Annotated in this window: 10 protein-coding genes and 1 pseudogene; 8 read left to right on the top strand and 3 right to left on the bottom strand. The window is 59.9% G+C overall.

Features of this window, described 5'->3' with window-relative positions; all coding sequences use genetic code 11:
• Positions 1–139: 139 nt before the first annotated feature.
• The 4 genes from HU770_RS00055 (at position 140) to HU770_RS00040 (ending at position 7,289) form a co-directional block, all read left to right on the top strand.
• Positions 140–3,970 (top strand): bifunctional diguanylate cyclase/phosphodiesterase, encoded by a 3,831-nt coding sequence (locus tag HU770_RS00055; protein ID WP_186662855.1) that lies wholly within the window; start codon positions 140–142, stop codon positions 3,968–3,970.
• Positions 3,971–4,279: 309 nt separating this feature from the next.
• A complete protein-coding gene (gene glyA / locus HU770_RS00050; protein ID WP_033701398.1) occupies positions 4,280–5,533 on the top strand; it encodes a serine hydroxymethyltransferase in 1,254 nt (417 codons plus the stop codon).
• A gap of 142 nt (positions 5,534–5,675) precedes the next feature.
• Entirely contained in the window at positions 5,676–6,266 is a 591-nt protein-coding gene (locus tag HU770_RS00045) for a hypothetical protein (RefSeq protein ID WP_186662854.1), read from the top strand.
• 69 nt (positions 6,267–6,335) lie between these two features.
• Positions 6,336–7,289, top strand: a complete 954-nt coding sequence (locus HU770_RS00040) for a bile acid:sodium symporter (protein ID WP_186662853.1) — start codon at positions 6,336–6,338, stop codon at positions 7,287–7,289.
• A 78-nt stretch (positions 7,290–7,367) separates the two neighbouring features.
• Here HU770_RS00040 and HU770_RS00035 read toward each other — a convergent pair whose 3' ends face one another.
• On the bottom strand, positions 7,368–8,297 hold the full coding sequence (locus HU770_RS00035; protein WP_186662852.1) for a malate dehydrogenase: 930 nt from the start codon (positions 8,295–8,297) through the stop codon (positions 7,368–7,370).
• Positions 8,298–8,411: 114 nt separating this feature from the next.
• Between HU770_RS00035 and HU770_RS00030 the strand changes: the two are divergent.
• Positions 8,412–9,398 (top strand): annotated as a pseudogene (locus HU770_RS00030) (TonB-dependent receptor); the annotation flags it as partial.
• Between the two features lie 183 nt (positions 9,399–9,581).
• Here the strand turns inward: HU770_RS00030 and HU770_RS00025 are convergent.
• Positions 9,582–9,809, bottom strand: coding sequence for a hypothetical protein (locus HU770_RS00025; RefSeq protein WP_095063997.1), 228 nt, complete (start codon positions 9,807–9,809; stop codon positions 9,582–9,584).
• 580 nt (positions 9,810–10,389) lie between these two features.
• Here HU770_RS00025 and HU770_RS00020 point away from each other — a divergent pair.
• Complete coding sequence (locus HU770_RS00020; RefSeq protein ID WP_177447937.1) at positions 10,390–10,950, top strand: hypothetical protein; 561 nt, start codon at positions 10,390–10,392, stop codon at positions 10,948–10,950.
• A gap of 579 nt (positions 10,951–11,529) precedes the next feature.
• Here the strand turns inward: HU770_RS00020 and arfB are convergent.
• Positions 11,530–11,943 carry an alternative ribosome rescue aminoacyl-tRNA hydrolase ArfB gene (gene arfB / locus HU770_RS00015; RefSeq protein ID WP_033701529.1) on the bottom strand — a complete coding sequence of 138 codons (414 nt, stop codon included), beginning with the start codon at positions 11,941–11,943 and terminating at the stop codon, positions 11,530–11,532.
• A gap of 857 nt (positions 11,944–12,800) precedes the next feature.
• Between arfB and HU770_RS00010 the strand changes: the two genes are divergently transcribed.
• Together HU770_RS00010 and HU770_RS00005 are read left to right on the top strand one after the other, a co-directional pair.
• Entirely contained in the window at positions 12,801–14,147 is a 1,347-nt protein-coding gene (locus HU770_RS00010) for a phospholipase D family protein (RefSeq protein WP_186662851.1), read from the top strand.
• 162 nt (positions 14,148–14,309) lie between these two features.
• Positions 14,310–15,170, top strand: coding sequence for a hypothetical protein (locus tag HU770_RS00005; protein WP_186662850.1), 861 nt, complete (start codon positions 14,310–14,312; stop codon positions 15,168–15,170).
• Positions 15,171–15,699: the final 529 nt, after the last annotated feature.

Genomic DNA, 15,699 nt, shown 5'->3' with positions numbered 1-15,699 from the left:
TTTGCCATAATCCTAGGCATGCTAGCCGGTTTAGGGTGTCCGGCCTTATAGTGCGCCACCGCGGTCTGGCAACCAGACACCGGCACCGACCGTGCATGATCAATCCCTGCCATCGCCAGCCCAATCGCAGGACCAACGCTTGACCAATCTCACTCATCCGTCGTCGCTGCGTCCCGCTTCACTGGCCCCTGCTGCTTCCCTGCGCGGGTCGATCAAGGGTGCGCTGGCGCTGTTGGCCCTGATTCTGCTGGCCCTGCTGCTGTGGCAGCTGTTCGCCCAGTTCCGCCATACCCAGGCCGACCTGCGCAAGCAAAGCCTGGAGGCCACTGCGGAGCTTGCCGACCACCTCAGCCTGAACATGGCGCTCAAAGCCCAGCAGGCGGTGAATGTGGTGCAACCCTACGTCAATGCACCGACGCCCGCCGCCCTGCCCAGCCTGCTCGACACCCTGCGCGCACGCTTGCCCGCCCTGCGTGACCTGGCCTGGCTGGACACCAGCGGGCAGATCCGCGCCGACAGCCTGGCCGGCAGCCCAGACCGCCCATTGATTGGCGAGCTGCTGAGGTTGAACCAGGGGCGCCCCTACTTCTTCACCAACTCGGCAGACAACCGCACCCTCTACCTGTTGCTGCGCCAGTCCACCGAACAGGACCGCGGCTATTGGCTGCTGCGCCTGTCCGAGGCGTATTACCGTACCCTCACCGTGCACCTGGACAACCCGGGCCACCCGCTGTGGCTGCTGGAAAACAGCCGCAGCGGCGCGGTGCTGGAGCGCCATGCCACCGCGCGGACCAGCACCGCGCCGCTGCAGAGCGTGATGCTGGCGTTCATCGACAACAGCACCTGGCAACTGCGCGGCCTGTTCGACGCCGAGCTGGCCCAGCAGAAGTTGCTACCGGCACTGATCGGCAAGTGCATGCTGGTGCTGTTTTGTGCCCTGCTACCGGTGCTGGCATTGATCAACATGCGCCGCCGCCAACGCGCGCTGCAGGAAGACCGCCGGCGTTATCAGGAAATCTTCGAAGGCACCGGCGTTGCCCTGTGCGTGCTCGACCTCTCCAGCCTGCCCGGCCAGCTCGACCGCTACCACCTGCGCAACCACGCGGCCCTCAAGCACAGCCTGGCCCTGGACCCGAACCTGCGCCGCTCGCTGCTGCAGGAGTTGAAGATCACCGAGATCAACCAGGTGACGCGCCAGTTGCTCAACGTCGAATGCCACGAGGGTGCCTGGCAGCGCCTGATCGACGGCAGCGGCGATGGCCGTGACAGCATCGGCATGCAACTGATCGATGCACTGATCGAACAACGCTCGCTGCTGGAGCTGGAAGTGCGCCTGCCGGCGCCGCTGGGCGGCGAACTGCACCTGTGGCTGATGGCCCGCCTGCCGCTGCAGCGCCGCGACTACCAGGCGGTGATCCTCAGCATCAGCGACATCACCAGCCGCAAGCAGGTGGAGCTGTCGCTGCTCGAACGCGAGAGCTTCTGGTCGGACGTGGTGCGTACCGTGCCCGACCAGCTCTACGTGCAGGACGTGCCCAGCCAGCGCATGATCTTCAGCAACCGCCACCTCGGCCAGACCCTGGGCTACAGCCGCACCGAGCTGGCGCAGATGGGCGACCGGTTCTGGGAGTTGCTGCTGCACCCCGAAGACGCCGCGCACTTCCAGGCGCTGCGCCAGCATCAGCGTGAAACCGGCCACAGCGAACCACTGCACTGCCAGTTGCGCTTCCGTCACCACGACGGCAGCTGGCGTTGCTACGACATTCGCGAACAGGTGCTGACCCGCGACCCCGATGGCCTGGTGACGCGCATCATCGGCGTGGGCAAGGACGTCACCGTGCAGATCGAGGCCAGCCAGTCGCTGCGCGACAGCGAACAGCGCTACCGCATGCTGGCCGAAAGCATCAGCGATGTGATTTTCTCTACCGACAGCCAGCTGCAGCTGAACTACGTCAGCCCCTCGGTAAAGGCGGTACTGGGCTATCAGGCCGAGTGGATCTTCGACAACGGCTGGCAATCGATCATTGCCAACCCGGCGCAGTTGACCGGTATCTACAGCCTGATGGAGCGCGTCAGCAATGCCATGGGCGACCGCGAGCAACTGGCCCAGCTACGTAGCCAACTGCCGACTCAACTGTTCCTGTTCGACTGCCTGCGTGCCGATGGCCGCAAGATCCCGATCGAACTGCGCCTGGTGCTGGTGTGGGACGATCAGCAGCACTTCGAAGGCGTGCTCGGGGTAGGCCGCGACATCAGCCAGCAACGCCGCGCCGAAAAAGACCTGCGCATGGCCGCAACGGTATTCGAGCACTCCACCTCGGCCATCCTCATCACCGACCCGGCCGGCTACATCGTCCAGGCCAACGAGGCGTTCAGCCGGGTCAGCGGCTATGCGGTCAGCGACGTGCTCGACCAACTGCCCGGCATGCTCACCGTCGAGCAACAGCAGGAAGGCCACCTGCGCTACGTGGTCAAGCAACTGCACCAGCGCGGCAGCTGGGAAGGCGAAGTGTGGCTCAAGCGCCGTGACGGCGACCATTACCCGGCCTGGGTCGGCATCACTGCGGTGCTCGATGACGAAGGCGACCTGGCCAGCTACGTGTGCTTCTTCACCGACATCAGCGAGCGCAAGGCCAGCGAACAGCGCATCCACCGCCTGGCCTACTATGACGCCCTCACCCACCTGCCCAACCGCACCCTGTTCCAGGACCGCCTGCACACGGCCCTGCAGCAGGCTGACCGGCAAAAGGCGTGGGTGGTGCTGATGTTCCTCGACCTGGACCGCTTCAAGCCGATCAACGACTCCCTCGGCCATGCCGCGGGCGATCGCATGCTCAAGGACATGGCCCTGCGCCTGCTGGCCTGCGTGGATGACGACGACACCGTGGCGCGCATGGGTGGCGATGAGTTCACCCTGCTGCTGCAACCGCGCGCAACCCGTGAAATGGCCCTTAACCGCGCCATCCATGTGGCCGAGAACATCCTCGCCAGCCTGGTACGGCCCTTTGTGCTGGAAAACCGCGAGTTCTTTGTCACCGCCAGTATCGGCATCGCCCTCAGCCCGCAGGATGGCAGCGAGCTGAGCCAGCTGATGAAAAACGCCGACACCGCGATGTACCACGCCAAGGAACGCGGCAAGAACAACTTCCAGTTCTACCAGGCGGAAATGAACGCCAGCGCCCTGGAGCGCCTGGAGCTGGAGAGCGACCTGCGCCATGCCATGGAGCAGAACGAGTTCATCCTCTATTACCAGCCGCAGTTCAGCGGCGACGGCAAGCGCCTGACCGGCGCCGAAGCCTTGCTGCGCTGGCGCCACCCGACCCGTGGCCTGGTGCCACCGGGTGATTTTATCCCGGTGATCGAAGAGCTGGGCCTGGTGGTGGATGTCGGCGACTGGGTGCTGCGCGAAGCCAGCCGCCAACTCAAGGCCTGGCACAAGGCCAAGGTGCGGGTGCCCAAGGTGTCGGTGAACATCTCGGCGCGGCAGTTCTCCGACGGCCAACTGGGCACGCGCATCGCCACCATCCTGGAAGAAACCGGGCTGCCACCGGCGTGCCTGGAGCTGGAGCTGACCGAAAGCATCCTGATGCGCGAGGTCAACGAGGCCTTGCAGATTCTGGCCAGCCTGAAGAACCTTGGCCTGAGCATTGCGGTCGACGACTTTGGCACGGGTTACTCGTCGCTCAACTACCTCAAGCAGTTCCCGATCGACGTGTTGAAGATCGACCGCACCTTCGTCGACGGCCTGCCCGAGGGCGAGCAGGATGCGCAGATTGCCCGGGCGATCATCGCCATGGCGCACAGCCTGAACCTGGCGGTGATTGCCGAGGGCGTCGAAACCCATGAGCAGCTGGAGTTCTTGCGCGAGCATGGTTGCGACGAGGTGCAGGGCTACCTGTTCGGGCGGCCGATGCCGGCGCATCAGTTCGAGGCGCAGTTCAGCAACGAGACCCTGTTCATGTTCCAGTAACACCCCCTTTGCGCGACCCCGGGTAGGAGCGGCCTTGCGTCGCGAAAGGGCTGCGCAGCGGCCCCCGGATATGTGCGGTGACGCTGAAATCGAGGGGCCTTGCGCAGCCCTTTCGCGACGCAAGGCCGCTCCTACACCACCCACCTCCAACCGCAAAAAAAACGGACTTGAGAGTCAACTCCAGCCCAGTCAGGGCGCGGCTTGCAACATGAGTCCCATTGGTCCGCGACTTGACGTCACTTCATATGCCAGGCGCGAAGCAATCGGTTAGAATGCCCCCCCAATTCAGCCCGATCCTTGAGGACCGCCATGTTCAGCCGTGATTTGACCATTGCCAAGTACGACGCCGAGCTCTTCGAAGCCATGCAGCAAGAAGCTCTGCGCCAGGAAGAGCATATCGAGCTGATCGCTTCGGAAAACTACACCAGCCCGGCTGTCATGGAAGCCCAGGGTTCGGTACTGACCAACAAGTACGCCGAAGGCTACCCAGGCAAGCGCTACTACGGTGGTTGCGAGTACGTCGACGTGGTCGAGCAACTGGCCATCGACCGCGCCAAAGAGCTGTTCGGCGCCGACTACGCCAACGTTCAGCCGCACGCTGGCTCCCAAGCCAACGCCGCGGTCTACCTGGCCCTGCTGTCGGCCGGTGACACCATCCTGGGCATGAGCCTGGCCCACGGCGGCCACCTGACCCACGGCGCCAGCGTCAGCTCCTCGGGCAAGCTGTACAACGCCATCCAGTACGGCATCGACGGCAACGGCCTGATCGACTACGACGAAGTCGAGCGCCTGGCTGTCGAACACAAGCCGAAGATGATCGTTGCCGGCTTCTCGGCCTACTCGCAAGTGCTGGACTTCCCACGCTTCCGCGAAATCGCCGACAAGGTCGGTGCCTACCTGTTCGTCGACATGGCCCACGTTGCCGGCCTGGTTGCCGCTGGCGTGTACCCCAACCCAGTGCCGTTCGCCGACGTGGTCACCACCACCACCCACAAGACCCTGCGCGGTCCACGTGGCGGCCTGATCCTGGCCCGTGCCAACGCCGACATCGAGAAGAAGCTGAACTCCGCCGTCTTCCCAGGCGCCCAGGGCGGCCCGCTGGAGCACGTGATCGCCGCCAAGGCCATCTGCTTCAAAGAAGCCCTGCAGCCTGAGTTCAAGGCGTACCAGCAGCAAGTGGTGAAAAACGCCCAGGCCATGGCCAGCGTGTTCATCGAGCGTGGTTTCGACGTCGTTTCCGGCGGCACCCAGAACCACCTGTTCCTGCTGTCGCTGATCAAGCAGGAAATCTCCGGTAAGGACGCCGACGCCGCACTGGGCAAAGCCTTCATCACCGTGAACAAGAACTCGGTACCGAACGACCCACGTTCCCCGTTCGTCACTTCGGGCCTGCGTTTCGGCACCCCGGCTGTGACCACCCGTGGCTTCAAGGAAGCCGAGTGCAAGGAACTGGCCGGCTGGATCTGCGACATCCTGGCCGACCTGAACAACGAAGCGGTGATCGACGCCGTGCGTGAGAAGGTCAAGGCCATCTGCAAGAAGCTGCCGGTTTACGGCAACTGATTGGCGTTAGCCTGATGTGAAAAGCCCGGCCTTGTGCCGGGCTTTTTCGTTTTGCACAGCTTCGCGGAACCTGTTCCAGCTGGGTAGCCACCCCAAGACGACCTAGCCTGCGGCCTCCCCCACGCCAAACCGGAGGCCTTCCATGGCGGATCATGTAGCGCGTTCTTTCACGGCTACCCTGCAGATAGCCGAATCACCGGTGAACAGCCTGGACTGCCTGACCACAGGGCCAGTGAACCTGGTCACACCACGCTATGCACCAGGCCATGCGTTTGACGGAGCCCGGGCGCTGGGCATGCTCAACGGCACGGAAGAAGACTGGCAGCACGGCAAGGAGTCAGGGCTGATCACGTTCGACAAGGGCGCCACGCCCTGTGCGCTACTGCTGTACTTTCGCCACAGCGATGCCGGTTACAGGCTGTATGTGCGCAGCGGCCCTCATCTGGGTAAAAGCGTGTTCACGAACGTCGATGGGCAGGTGACCCTCAGAACCTCAACGTCGAAGGAGCCCAGCGTGTGGAGCCTGATCGATGTGCAAACCGGCAGCGCCTTCGACCTGACACTGCTCGAAGATGGCCGCCGCGAAATCCAGTTGATCAGCAGCGATGGCCACCCTCTGGAAATTCACAACCTATACCCTGTCGGCGGCTTTCTGGCGTGTTATGCCGAGGCCCAGCCATGCACCTTGAGCCTGTTGATCGAACAACGCGGGGTGGACTGGCTCGACACCTGATGTCGCCTGCACGCGCCCCACGTATTACCCTGTGCCGCTTCGACCACCGAGCGCGCACAGGACCCTGCCTTGACCAGAGAGCAACTCGAAACCCACCAGATCCCGCTCTACTTTGCTGCCGTGCTGGTTGCCGCGGCCTTCGGCCTGCTGGCCCCTGACGCCGCTCACCCCCTGCAAGCCCTGATCACCCCTGCCATTGCCGTGCTGATGTACGCGATGTTTCTGCAGATCCCCTTTCTCGACCTGCGCCAGGGCCTTGGCAACCGCCGCTTCATCAGTGCGCTGCTGGTGGCCAACTTCATCCTTGTGCCACTGCTGGTATGGGCGATCACCCGCGGCCTGGTCGCGCACCCGGCCATCCTGATCGGGGCCCTGTTGGTGTTGCTGACACCGTGCATCGACTACGTGGTGGTGTTCACCCATATCGGCAAAGGCGACTCACGCCAGACACTCGCCGCAACGCCGGTGCTGTTGCTGGTGCAACTGCTGCTGTTGCCGGTGTACCTGGGGTTGATGTTGGGTGACGGCGGCGAGGTGGCGATTGCCATCACCCCATTCGTGGAAGCGTTTGCCCTGTTGATCGTGTTGCCGCTGCTGCTCGCCGTGCTGACCAGCGCCAGCGCCCGTCGCTCACGTGTGGCAGCGGCATGGAACGACGCCTGGGCGTGGCTGCCGGTACCGGCGATGGCACTGGTGCTGATGGTGGTGATCGGCTCGCAGATCGCTGCCGTGCTGCATGACTTGGCGCGCTTGCTGCCGGTGATCCCGGTGTACATCGGCTTCATGCTGCTGGCGCCGCTGATCGGCTTTGCCACGGCGCGGCTGATGCGTTTGCCGGTGGCCGAGGTGAGGTCGGTGACCTTCAGTGCGGCCACCCGCAACTCGCTGGTGGTGCTGCCGCTGGCGCTGGCGTTGCCAGCAGACCTGCGCGGGCTGGCGGCAGCGGCGGTGATTACCCAGACGCTGGTGGAGTTGGTGGGGGAGTTGATTTACGTGCGCGTCGTGCCGGCGCTCGTGCGCTGATTGCTCAAACGCTACGCCAGTCAGTCAGGGCCCTTGAGCCGCTGCGCCCTGCGACCCTGTCAGAGCCCTGCACCCCGTTCATAGCGCATTCATTTCAGCGATATCGCGCAGCACCTGGTCTGCAGAGTGGTCGAACATCGCCTGCTCCTGCGCATCCAGCGGCAACTCGATGACCCGCGCAATCCCCTCCCCAGCCAGTACACAAGGCACACCCATGGCAATACCTGTGCGCCCGTACTCGCCCTCCAGCACTGCGACCGCTGGCAAAATGCGATTTCGCCCATTGGCGATCGCATCCACCATCTGCGCGATGGCCACGCCCGGCGCGTCGCAGGCACTGCCCAGCTTCTTCAGCCCCAGAATCTCGCCGCCACCCTGGCGGGTGCGCTGCACGATGCGCTCTATCTGGTTACTGGACAGGAAGTGCGCCAATGGCACCGACCCGACCGCGCAGTAGCGCATCAGCGGCACCATGCTGTCGCCATGCCCGCCCAGCACCAGGGCGGTGATGTCCCGAGCGGAAAACCCCGTTTCCTCGGCAATGAAACACTTCATGCGCGCGGTATCCAACACCCCCGCCTGCCCGAACACCTTGTTGCGGCCCAGCCCGCTGCGCGACCAGGCACGATAGGTCAGCACATCGACGGGGTTCGACACCACCAACACCGTCGCCGCCGGCGCATGTTGTTTGATGTCCAGCAGGATGCCGTCGAGAATGGGCAGGTTGATGCTCAATACATCCTGGCGCGACTGGCCAGGCTTGCGCGGCACCCCTGCCGTAATCACCACCAGCTCAGACCCCGCCAGCATTTCGGCCTTGGCCCCGCCCTGAACCCGGGTATCGGAACCCGACTCGACCGCCGCCTGCCAGATATCCAGCGCCTTGCCCTGTGCCAACTCACCCTGCACATCGATCAACATCAACTCACGGCACAACTCATCCCGGGCGATGACCTGAGCCGCCGCCTCGCCGACCAAGCCGGCACCCACAATGGATAATTTGTTCACCTGACACCTCCCAGCGGCGCGCGCCACCAGGAACACGCCTGCGTATACACAGAAGTATTGCCTGCCAGGGCTAAAAGGCCACCCAGTGGTTGATACCCGTCGGCTGAGCGGGATGGCAAGGGTTACTGGGACGAAACCTTTTCGGTACCCAACCGCGTGGACTACAACAACTGGCACGGCAACCTGCCCAAGCCCGACTGGGGGCCGGTGTCGCAGCGCACCGATGACGTGATCCGCCAGACCGGCGTCTACCTCACCACCCGCCTGAACGTCACCGACGACCTGAAAGTGCTGCTGGGCGGCCGCGTGGTCAACTACAGCCTGACCGGCCTGACCCCGACCTACACCGAGTCCGGACGCTTCATACCCTATGCTGGCGCCATCTACGACCTGAATGAAAACTTCTCGGTCTACGCCAGCTACACCGACGTGTTCATGCCGCAGGAAAACTACAACCGCGACCGCGACAACAAACTGATCGAGCCGGACGAAGGCGAGAACTACGAAATCGGGGTCAAGGGCGAGTTCTTCGACGGCCGCCTGAACGCCAGCCTGGCCTACTTCGAGGTCAAGGAAACCAACCGCTCGGTGCCGGACGACGCCTACAACAACCTGACCCCTACCCCATCCAACTACGCGTTCAAGGGCAGCAAGGCGACCACCAAGGGCTACGAGCTGGAAGTGTCCGGCGAACTGGCCCCAGGCTGGCAGGTGCAAGGCGGCTACACGCACAAGGTGGTGCGCGACAGCAACGACGTGAAGCTGTCGACCTTCGAGCCCGAAGACCAGTTCAGCCTCTACACCACCTACAAGCTCACCGGTGACCTGGACAAGATCACCCTTGGCGGTGGCGCACGCTGGCAGAACAAGGCCTGGCAGCAGATCTGGAACAGCCCCAAAGGCGTGAACGAGGACGTCACCCAGGAATCGTACTGGGTGGTGGACCTGATGACCCGCTACCAGATCACCCAGAACTTGTCGGCGACGCTTAACGTCAACAACCTCTTCGACAAGTACTACTACACCAACGTCGGCTTCTATAACTCGGCCATTTACGGCGAACCGCGCAACGTCATGGTTACTACCCGCTGGGACTTCTAAAGCCCGTGCCAGCCTGGAATACCCGAATACCCAGGCTGGCCTTTGTGGGCACAACTGCCTTGCTCAAACTTCCAAAACAGCCATGCCCCCCGTGGGAGCGGGCTTGCCCCGCGAACACGGGCGAAGCCCGTGCCATCCACCACAGTGCCTGCTTCGCGGGTAAACCCGCTCGCACCGGGCCAGCTAATCGCCCGGATCCTGCCCATTGAGCTCCATCACCTTCCCACACTGCTCACTGGCCAACCGGCTGATAATCCGAATCGCCTGATGGATACCAGCCGTGTTGCGAAAACTCAGCTGCGGGTTGTGTTCGCACTCCAGCATCTCGTCGTGCTGGACCAAGGCTTCGCCTAGCAGCTCGAGGGTCCAGGCGTAGCTTTGGATGGTGGCGAGGCGTTCGTGGTCAGTCATGGAGGGCCTCCTGGGGGGTGGAGGTGGCGCAGGAATGGGTGTCGATGGGGTAGAAACGGTGGGGGGTGCGGGCCGGCGCGGGGCGGCGGCGGAGAACGAATGCGAGGATCCTTGATGGATTTAAGGTGAGCATGCATGAGACTCCAAGTTTTAATTGGAGCTGCCACGATCCTTCCTACGGGATTGGGTGGCAGCTGTGCATGGGGTAGGAATACCGGGAAACTTGGAAACCCGGCCAGGCCGAAGCCTGCCCACACACAGCCGCCATGACACAGCACGGCAGGCACAAAAAAAGCGCCAGCTGTGGTGCAGGGGCGCCTAGTGCATGCGCCAAGTTTACCAACGGGTTCCTACGCCCGGTCACGGAATTTGCCGCGACTTAGGGAATTTATCGTCTCGTTTCGGGTAGGGCAAGGTTCTTGGTTGTGGGAAACGTCCCATTGTTTTGTACGAATGCACAGGGAAACAAAACCGTAGCGTGCAAGGCAGGGAGGATGATGGACCATGGCTATTCACGCTCAACATTTCACCCTGACAGCCGTTAAAGCTCGTTGAGTCATACACAACGATGAGAACGGTTATGAAGCGAGTCGAACGGGATTTCATTACGCTATTCAACTGTTTGTGGTACCGCGATTTTCCGGTTACCGAGGCAAACGATCTAGCGGGGCGCGCCGACTGGACAATTCACCTTGGATTGGTAGTGCGTCAGTGCGCAACGCTTCTTGGCGCAAGGGCGTTGTTTGAACAAGGTGGACGCACCGACGCTGTGCTGCGGTATCCAGAAGGCGACACACTTTCGTTCGTCGAGTGGGAATGGAAACGGGCACATACGGATATCAATGAGATTTCCAAGCTGCTTGAGCGCGCCGGCAAAGCAGTGTTCCAGACCTTCATCGGCTATAGCAGGACAGAAGACATCGCGCTCACGCTGGAGCGAATCCACACACAGTGGCAGGACGCGGACAAGCCACTGATGGTGTTCCTGATTACGTACGAGCTGTCTGGTCGTAGCCGTCATTTCATGGAGCTGCAGACGTACATGTTTGCAAGGGGAAAATACAAGAAAGTACGTGCTCAGCCGGCGTTGCCTTGGAAGGTGAATCGGGCGAAGGCTAACAGTGCATCTGATGAGGCGTGATTACTGCTGCTTACCCTAGTGCGGTGTTTTCAGAAGTACCAATGAAAATTGCTCAAGGCCCGTGCCGCACGAGCGACTGAGGCCAGGATGTCCTCGGCTTTTTTATGGTTCTTCACGGAATGTTGGAGAAGTGAGGCTGCTATGTGCTTGTCGGGAGATAGGGTGATGGCGGCTAGGTGCCTGTCTTTGGCTTGGAGGTAGGGCGGAGATCGAGCGCCGCCCGCGCGGCGCATCGCGAGCAAGCTCGCTCCTACATCCGTTTCGGGCCAGTTATTCCTGAGGCATTGGCGCGCGGCCCCTTAGCGTCCGCCTCAATATTGTGTCGTACAAACAAGGCGGTCGCGCGCGCTGGCACAGGCGATACTGGCCCGAAACAGATGTGGAGCGAGCTTGCTCGCGATGCGCCGCGCGGGCGGCGCCGGATCTGATAGGCGCTGAAAATGCCAAGCCAGGCACCTGGTTGCCCCGAATACAATTTCCAGGCATCCCCCCCTTAAAAAAGCCGAGGACATCCTGGCCTCAGTCGCTCGTGCGGCACGGGCCTTGAGCAATTTTCATTGATACTTCTGAAACACCGCACTAGAACTCCACCTTACCCCGCCCCGCCTTGACAGTACTGCGCCTGGCTTTTCCTTCGAGGCGGCGGGTCTTCGAGCCGAGAGTCGGTTTGGTGGGGCGGCGTTTCTTCTCGGTCTTGCCGGCAGTGATGATCAACTCGGCAAGACGCGCCAGTGCGTCAGCGCGGTTCTGCTCCTGGGTGCGGTACTGCTGGGCTTTGATGATCAACACGCCGTCACCGGTGATGCGACTGTCACGCAGCGCCAGCAGCCGCTCCTTGTAAAACTCGGGCAGCGACGAGGCGGGAATGTCGAAGCGCAGGTGCACGGCGCTGGACACCTTGTTGACATTCTGCCCGCCTGCGCCTTGCGCGCGGATGTATGTCAGTTCGATGTCGGCATCTGGCAGATGCACGTTATTCGAGATGGTCAGCATGGCATGGCCTTTGTCATTGCCTTCCATTATCACAGCCTTCGCCGCTGGCCTACAGAACAAAAGACGTTTGACCTCAACCACAGTGGTCGAGACGTTCTACTCCGCCATTGCCAATTCGTACAACACTGCTCCCAGCTAGGACACTTGGACTGGGGTGTTTCCCTCCAACCTCAGTCTGCGGAATAACTCAGCAGCAGGTCGTAGTGAAAAAACTGGGTCATCTCAAAATTATCTCTAAACGGAAAAAACGTTATCTAGAAAAAAATCGGCTTTGCCCCCCGTAAACATTGGTCCAAACCGAATCAACAGATACCCACTATCTAGAAAAGTCTGTAACGCTAAGTGGAAAACCGCGCCCTCTCAAGTCAAAAGCACGCAGATCAACAGCGTAAAAACAGCCACAAAAAAACCCGCACAAGGCGGGCTTTTTAGCAGGGCCAACAAGCGAAAAATCGCCATTGGCCAATCTGAATGTGGTGCCGGAGACAGGCGGACGGTTGTTGGCCGTGAGGGCCCGGTTTTCGCGGGGCTGGAATTTGGTGGATTTTTTGATGTACCTCATAGGGTATCTATAAAAAAATCAGCTAGTTATGGCTTTCAGTGGAACCAAATCGGGAACTGCGGAGGCTCCTCCAACCCCCTTCAAGTGGTACGTAAGGAACGGCAGAAACGACCCAAAGCGGCTCTTGGTGGAGGGCGGCGATCGGCCATAAGGTGTCATTCAGGACGGAAACGCTAAACCTCAACTGAACGTAGACACACTGCCGACTACTTCGTACCCTCAGGGCTGGTCCGTCGGCTTTGCTCGTTTAGCTTGATCACCCGGCAGACACCAGCATTTTGCCACGGAGGGAAAAATGAAGTTCTACGCAAACAAACTGAATGGAAACTTTCTCAGAAATGCGCTTCCCGACGAAAGTGTTCAAATTGATTGGGTTCGCGCAGCTATTGCTTACGGGAGTGATGAAACTACTCTCGTGGAGAATTGTGTGAAACACGGGCGTAGACTTGACATATGGATGCGATACGACCATACGGTTCCGGTAGATCCTCGTCTCCTTAGATTCTTGCTTCGAAACAGCGGGAACAATATATTCTGCTTTCTTATTCCGGATGTCCTTCACGCCAAGGTAATTTGGTGGAAGAACTATGGCGTATATATTGGCTCCGCAAATCTCACTGACCGTGCCTGGGTCACCAATATTGAGTTCGGCGTTTTTATCCCAGAGCAGGACCTAGAGGCCAATGGACAAATAATTGATATAGAGGGATTCTTTGAATCCTTGATTTCCTGCGATGCGGCACAACAGTTGACGGAGGAAATAATCCAAGAACAAGAGAGGATTCTTAGACTCAGAGAAAAAGACCTGCAAAAAATTGAGCGCGGGTCGGAGAGTTTGAGGAGCATCAAAAGGTGGGAAGGACCGGCGTTTACGAGCTCCGATAAAGCGTTTGATATTCGCAAGGAATCTTTCATTAAGGAATGGCGCAACGGCCTCTCCGTTTTGCGAGATATTGCGGAAAAAGCCCCGGATTATCGTCCAAGGTGGCTCAGTCAAGATGTGCCTGCGGCTTGGCAAGCGGACCAGTTTCTACACGCCTTCTACTACAATAAAGTGGTTGATGGAGTTCGTCACCCATATGATGAGCACTATCAGAAAAATAGGAAAGATCCAACCGCAAGCATGCTGGCTGCGCTGAAGTGGTGGTCTGAGCTGGACGCGCCTCCATCCAGTGAAGACGTGAATTGCCACGTCCGAGCCCCTGTCATACGTCGTTATCTAGAAAAGAATAAGGTAAGGTTTCTTTCACTAGAGGAGTTCTCTGAGGTTCTGCAGGCCAACCACTCGACCGTAGACCACGTGCGTCGAATGAGGCTTGAGGAGTTAGGTCTGAGGGAAGTGCAGGTCGTCACTGAGGCGCAGCGTGTTAATGCATTCGCCAAGGCGCTATTTAGCCAGAAAAATGAAAGGGATGAAACAGTCTTAGACATCTTAGCCTTTGTGCTTGATGGCGGCTCTCCAAGTGACATTCCGGCAAGGCTGTTTGAGGTAGTGCATAGCTCAGCAAGAAGATTCCCTCATTTTGGGAACAATCAAATCGCAGAACTTGCAGGATGGGCTCGTCCCGAGTTGTGCCCGCCACGTAACGGCAGAACCAGTAAGGGGTTGAGGGCGCTAGGCTACGACGTTCACGTATACTAAAGGTTTCAGCATGCTCCGTATGGTAAAGCTAAACAATCCGGTGCAGGCGCTACGGCCCTATCCGTGCGACAGCCAGACACGCGCACTGCTCAACCGATACTGTGTTACGTATTCGTAGTCAATGCGGGGAGTAGCAACCTCCACCTCCACGGAGCCGCACAAGTGAACGAACCGCCATACCCGATGGACCTGAAGTGCACAGACGATGACTACAACGACGCGCTCTTGAAGCTAGACGTTGCCACCTGTGAGGCGATGGCAGTGAGTCAGGCTATCCGCGAAGAGAGCTCCGATCCGCACATGGGGTTTTCCGCTCAAGTATTCAAAAGGCTATGCGCCCACTCTATGGCAATGATCTGCGCACTACCTAGATCCCGATGGGTAGTGTCGGACTTCGAAAACTGGGACTTTGCCTGCATTGCAGGGCACTCAAGAGCACTTCTTGAAGGGTATTTACTGTTTCGGTATCTGGCTAAAACCCCATCCTGCAACGCGGAGTGGTCTGCAAGATTGTTTGTCCTATACATCAACGACCACTCGCGTAGAGCGGAGATGATGACCAGGGTCAGGGCAGAGGAAGCAGCAGCAGATTGGATACGCCAAGCAGATGAACTCCGTGAAAGGCTTGGCCCAAATCCATGGTTTCAAGCGTTGGACGGAAAAACCAAAAAGCGCAGCCTAGCGGGGGACAACGTCACTATTTCGACTCGGGACGAGATCATCGAGTATGCGTACGCAGGGCTAGACAAGGCAAGTTTCTACGCGGTCTGGAATCTGCTTTCTCAATACTCGCACGTTCTTCCCATGTCATTTACAACGGCGGAGGACAACGTGCGCGGCTCCGGACTACCCAACCAAGCTGATCTTGACTACATGACTACAACGGTTTCGCTAGCCGCTGACACACTACACAACGCGACGAATCTCATGAGCGATGCCTTTCCAGACGCTCAATCGGTGAGAAACGGGATAGAGTCAAAATTCACTCCTGGGCCTAAGGCAAACACCCCAGATGGCACATAGCAAATCGCTACGCACTTGTAATATCAAACAGCTCAGACTCGCTTTCTAGCAAGCTAACGTGACCATTGCAGTAACAGTTTACCAAGCGGCGGTGCTCCTTCAGCCAACCAAACAGCCGCTCGATGGCGTTCTGCTGGTCGCGGTAGGAATGGCAGTCACCTGCCCCCCCCGCACAGATCCGTACGTGCAGAACTACCGCATACGGCTCCTGCCTTGGGTTTTGACGCCGAAGCGGGTTATGGGATGCGGATGCATTGGTAGCTCTCTTGGATAGGATATGAATAGCCGGGCCAACGTAGCCATGCGTTCCCAGTTCAGACGGTGCCGCTGACTTCGCCGTTTAAGAGCATGTCTCCACGCGCCGATCACTTCACGGCGAAAGGCATCCAGTCGCCGTGTGTTACCGGGTACGTGATAGGTGTCCGCTCCATGAAGCCCACATTCCAAGCGACTACCTGAAGCCCGATGCTGCGCTCCCGATTTCTTTCTGGAGCCAGTCCGCCATGATGCGTCCCGACAGCAAAGTCGA

Origin of the sequence: Pseudomonas sp. SWRI68 (genome assembly GCF_014269165.1) — a bacterium.
Taxonomy (GTDB): domain Bacteria; phylum Pseudomonadota; class Gammaproteobacteria; order Pseudomonadales; family Pseudomonadaceae; genus Aquipseudomonas; species Aquipseudomonas capeferrum.
The sequence above is the reverse complement of the archived record's forward strand: the minus strand, read 5'-3'. Positions and strand labels throughout refer to the sequence as shown.

What these genes read in the sequence shown, in the direction of transcription:
- glyA (WP_033701398.1), top strand. Translation starts at nt 4,280, where the DNA reads ATGTTCAGCCGTGATTTGACCATTGCCAAGTACGACGCCGAGCTCTTC.
- HU770_RS00045 (WP_186662854.1), top strand. Translation starts at nt 5,676, where the DNA reads ATGGCGGATCATGTAGCGCGTTCTTTCACGGCTACCCTGCAGATAGCC.
- HU770_RS00025 (WP_095063997.1), bottom strand. Translation starts at nt 9,809, where the DNA reads ATGACTGACCACGAACGCCTCGCCACCATCCAAAGCTACGCCTGGACC.
- HU770_RS00020 (WP_177447937.1), top strand. Translation starts at nt 10,390, where the DNA reads ATGAAGCGAGTCGAACGGGATTTCATTACGCTATTCAACTGTTTGTGG.
- arfB (WP_033701529.1), bottom strand. Translation starts at nt 11,943, where the DNA reads ATGCTGACCATCTCGAATAACGTGCATCTGCCAGATGCCGACATCGAA.
- HU770_RS00010 (WP_186662851.1), top strand. Translation starts at nt 12,801, where the DNA reads ATGAAGTTCTACGCAAACAAACTGAATGGAAACTTTCTCAGAAATGCG.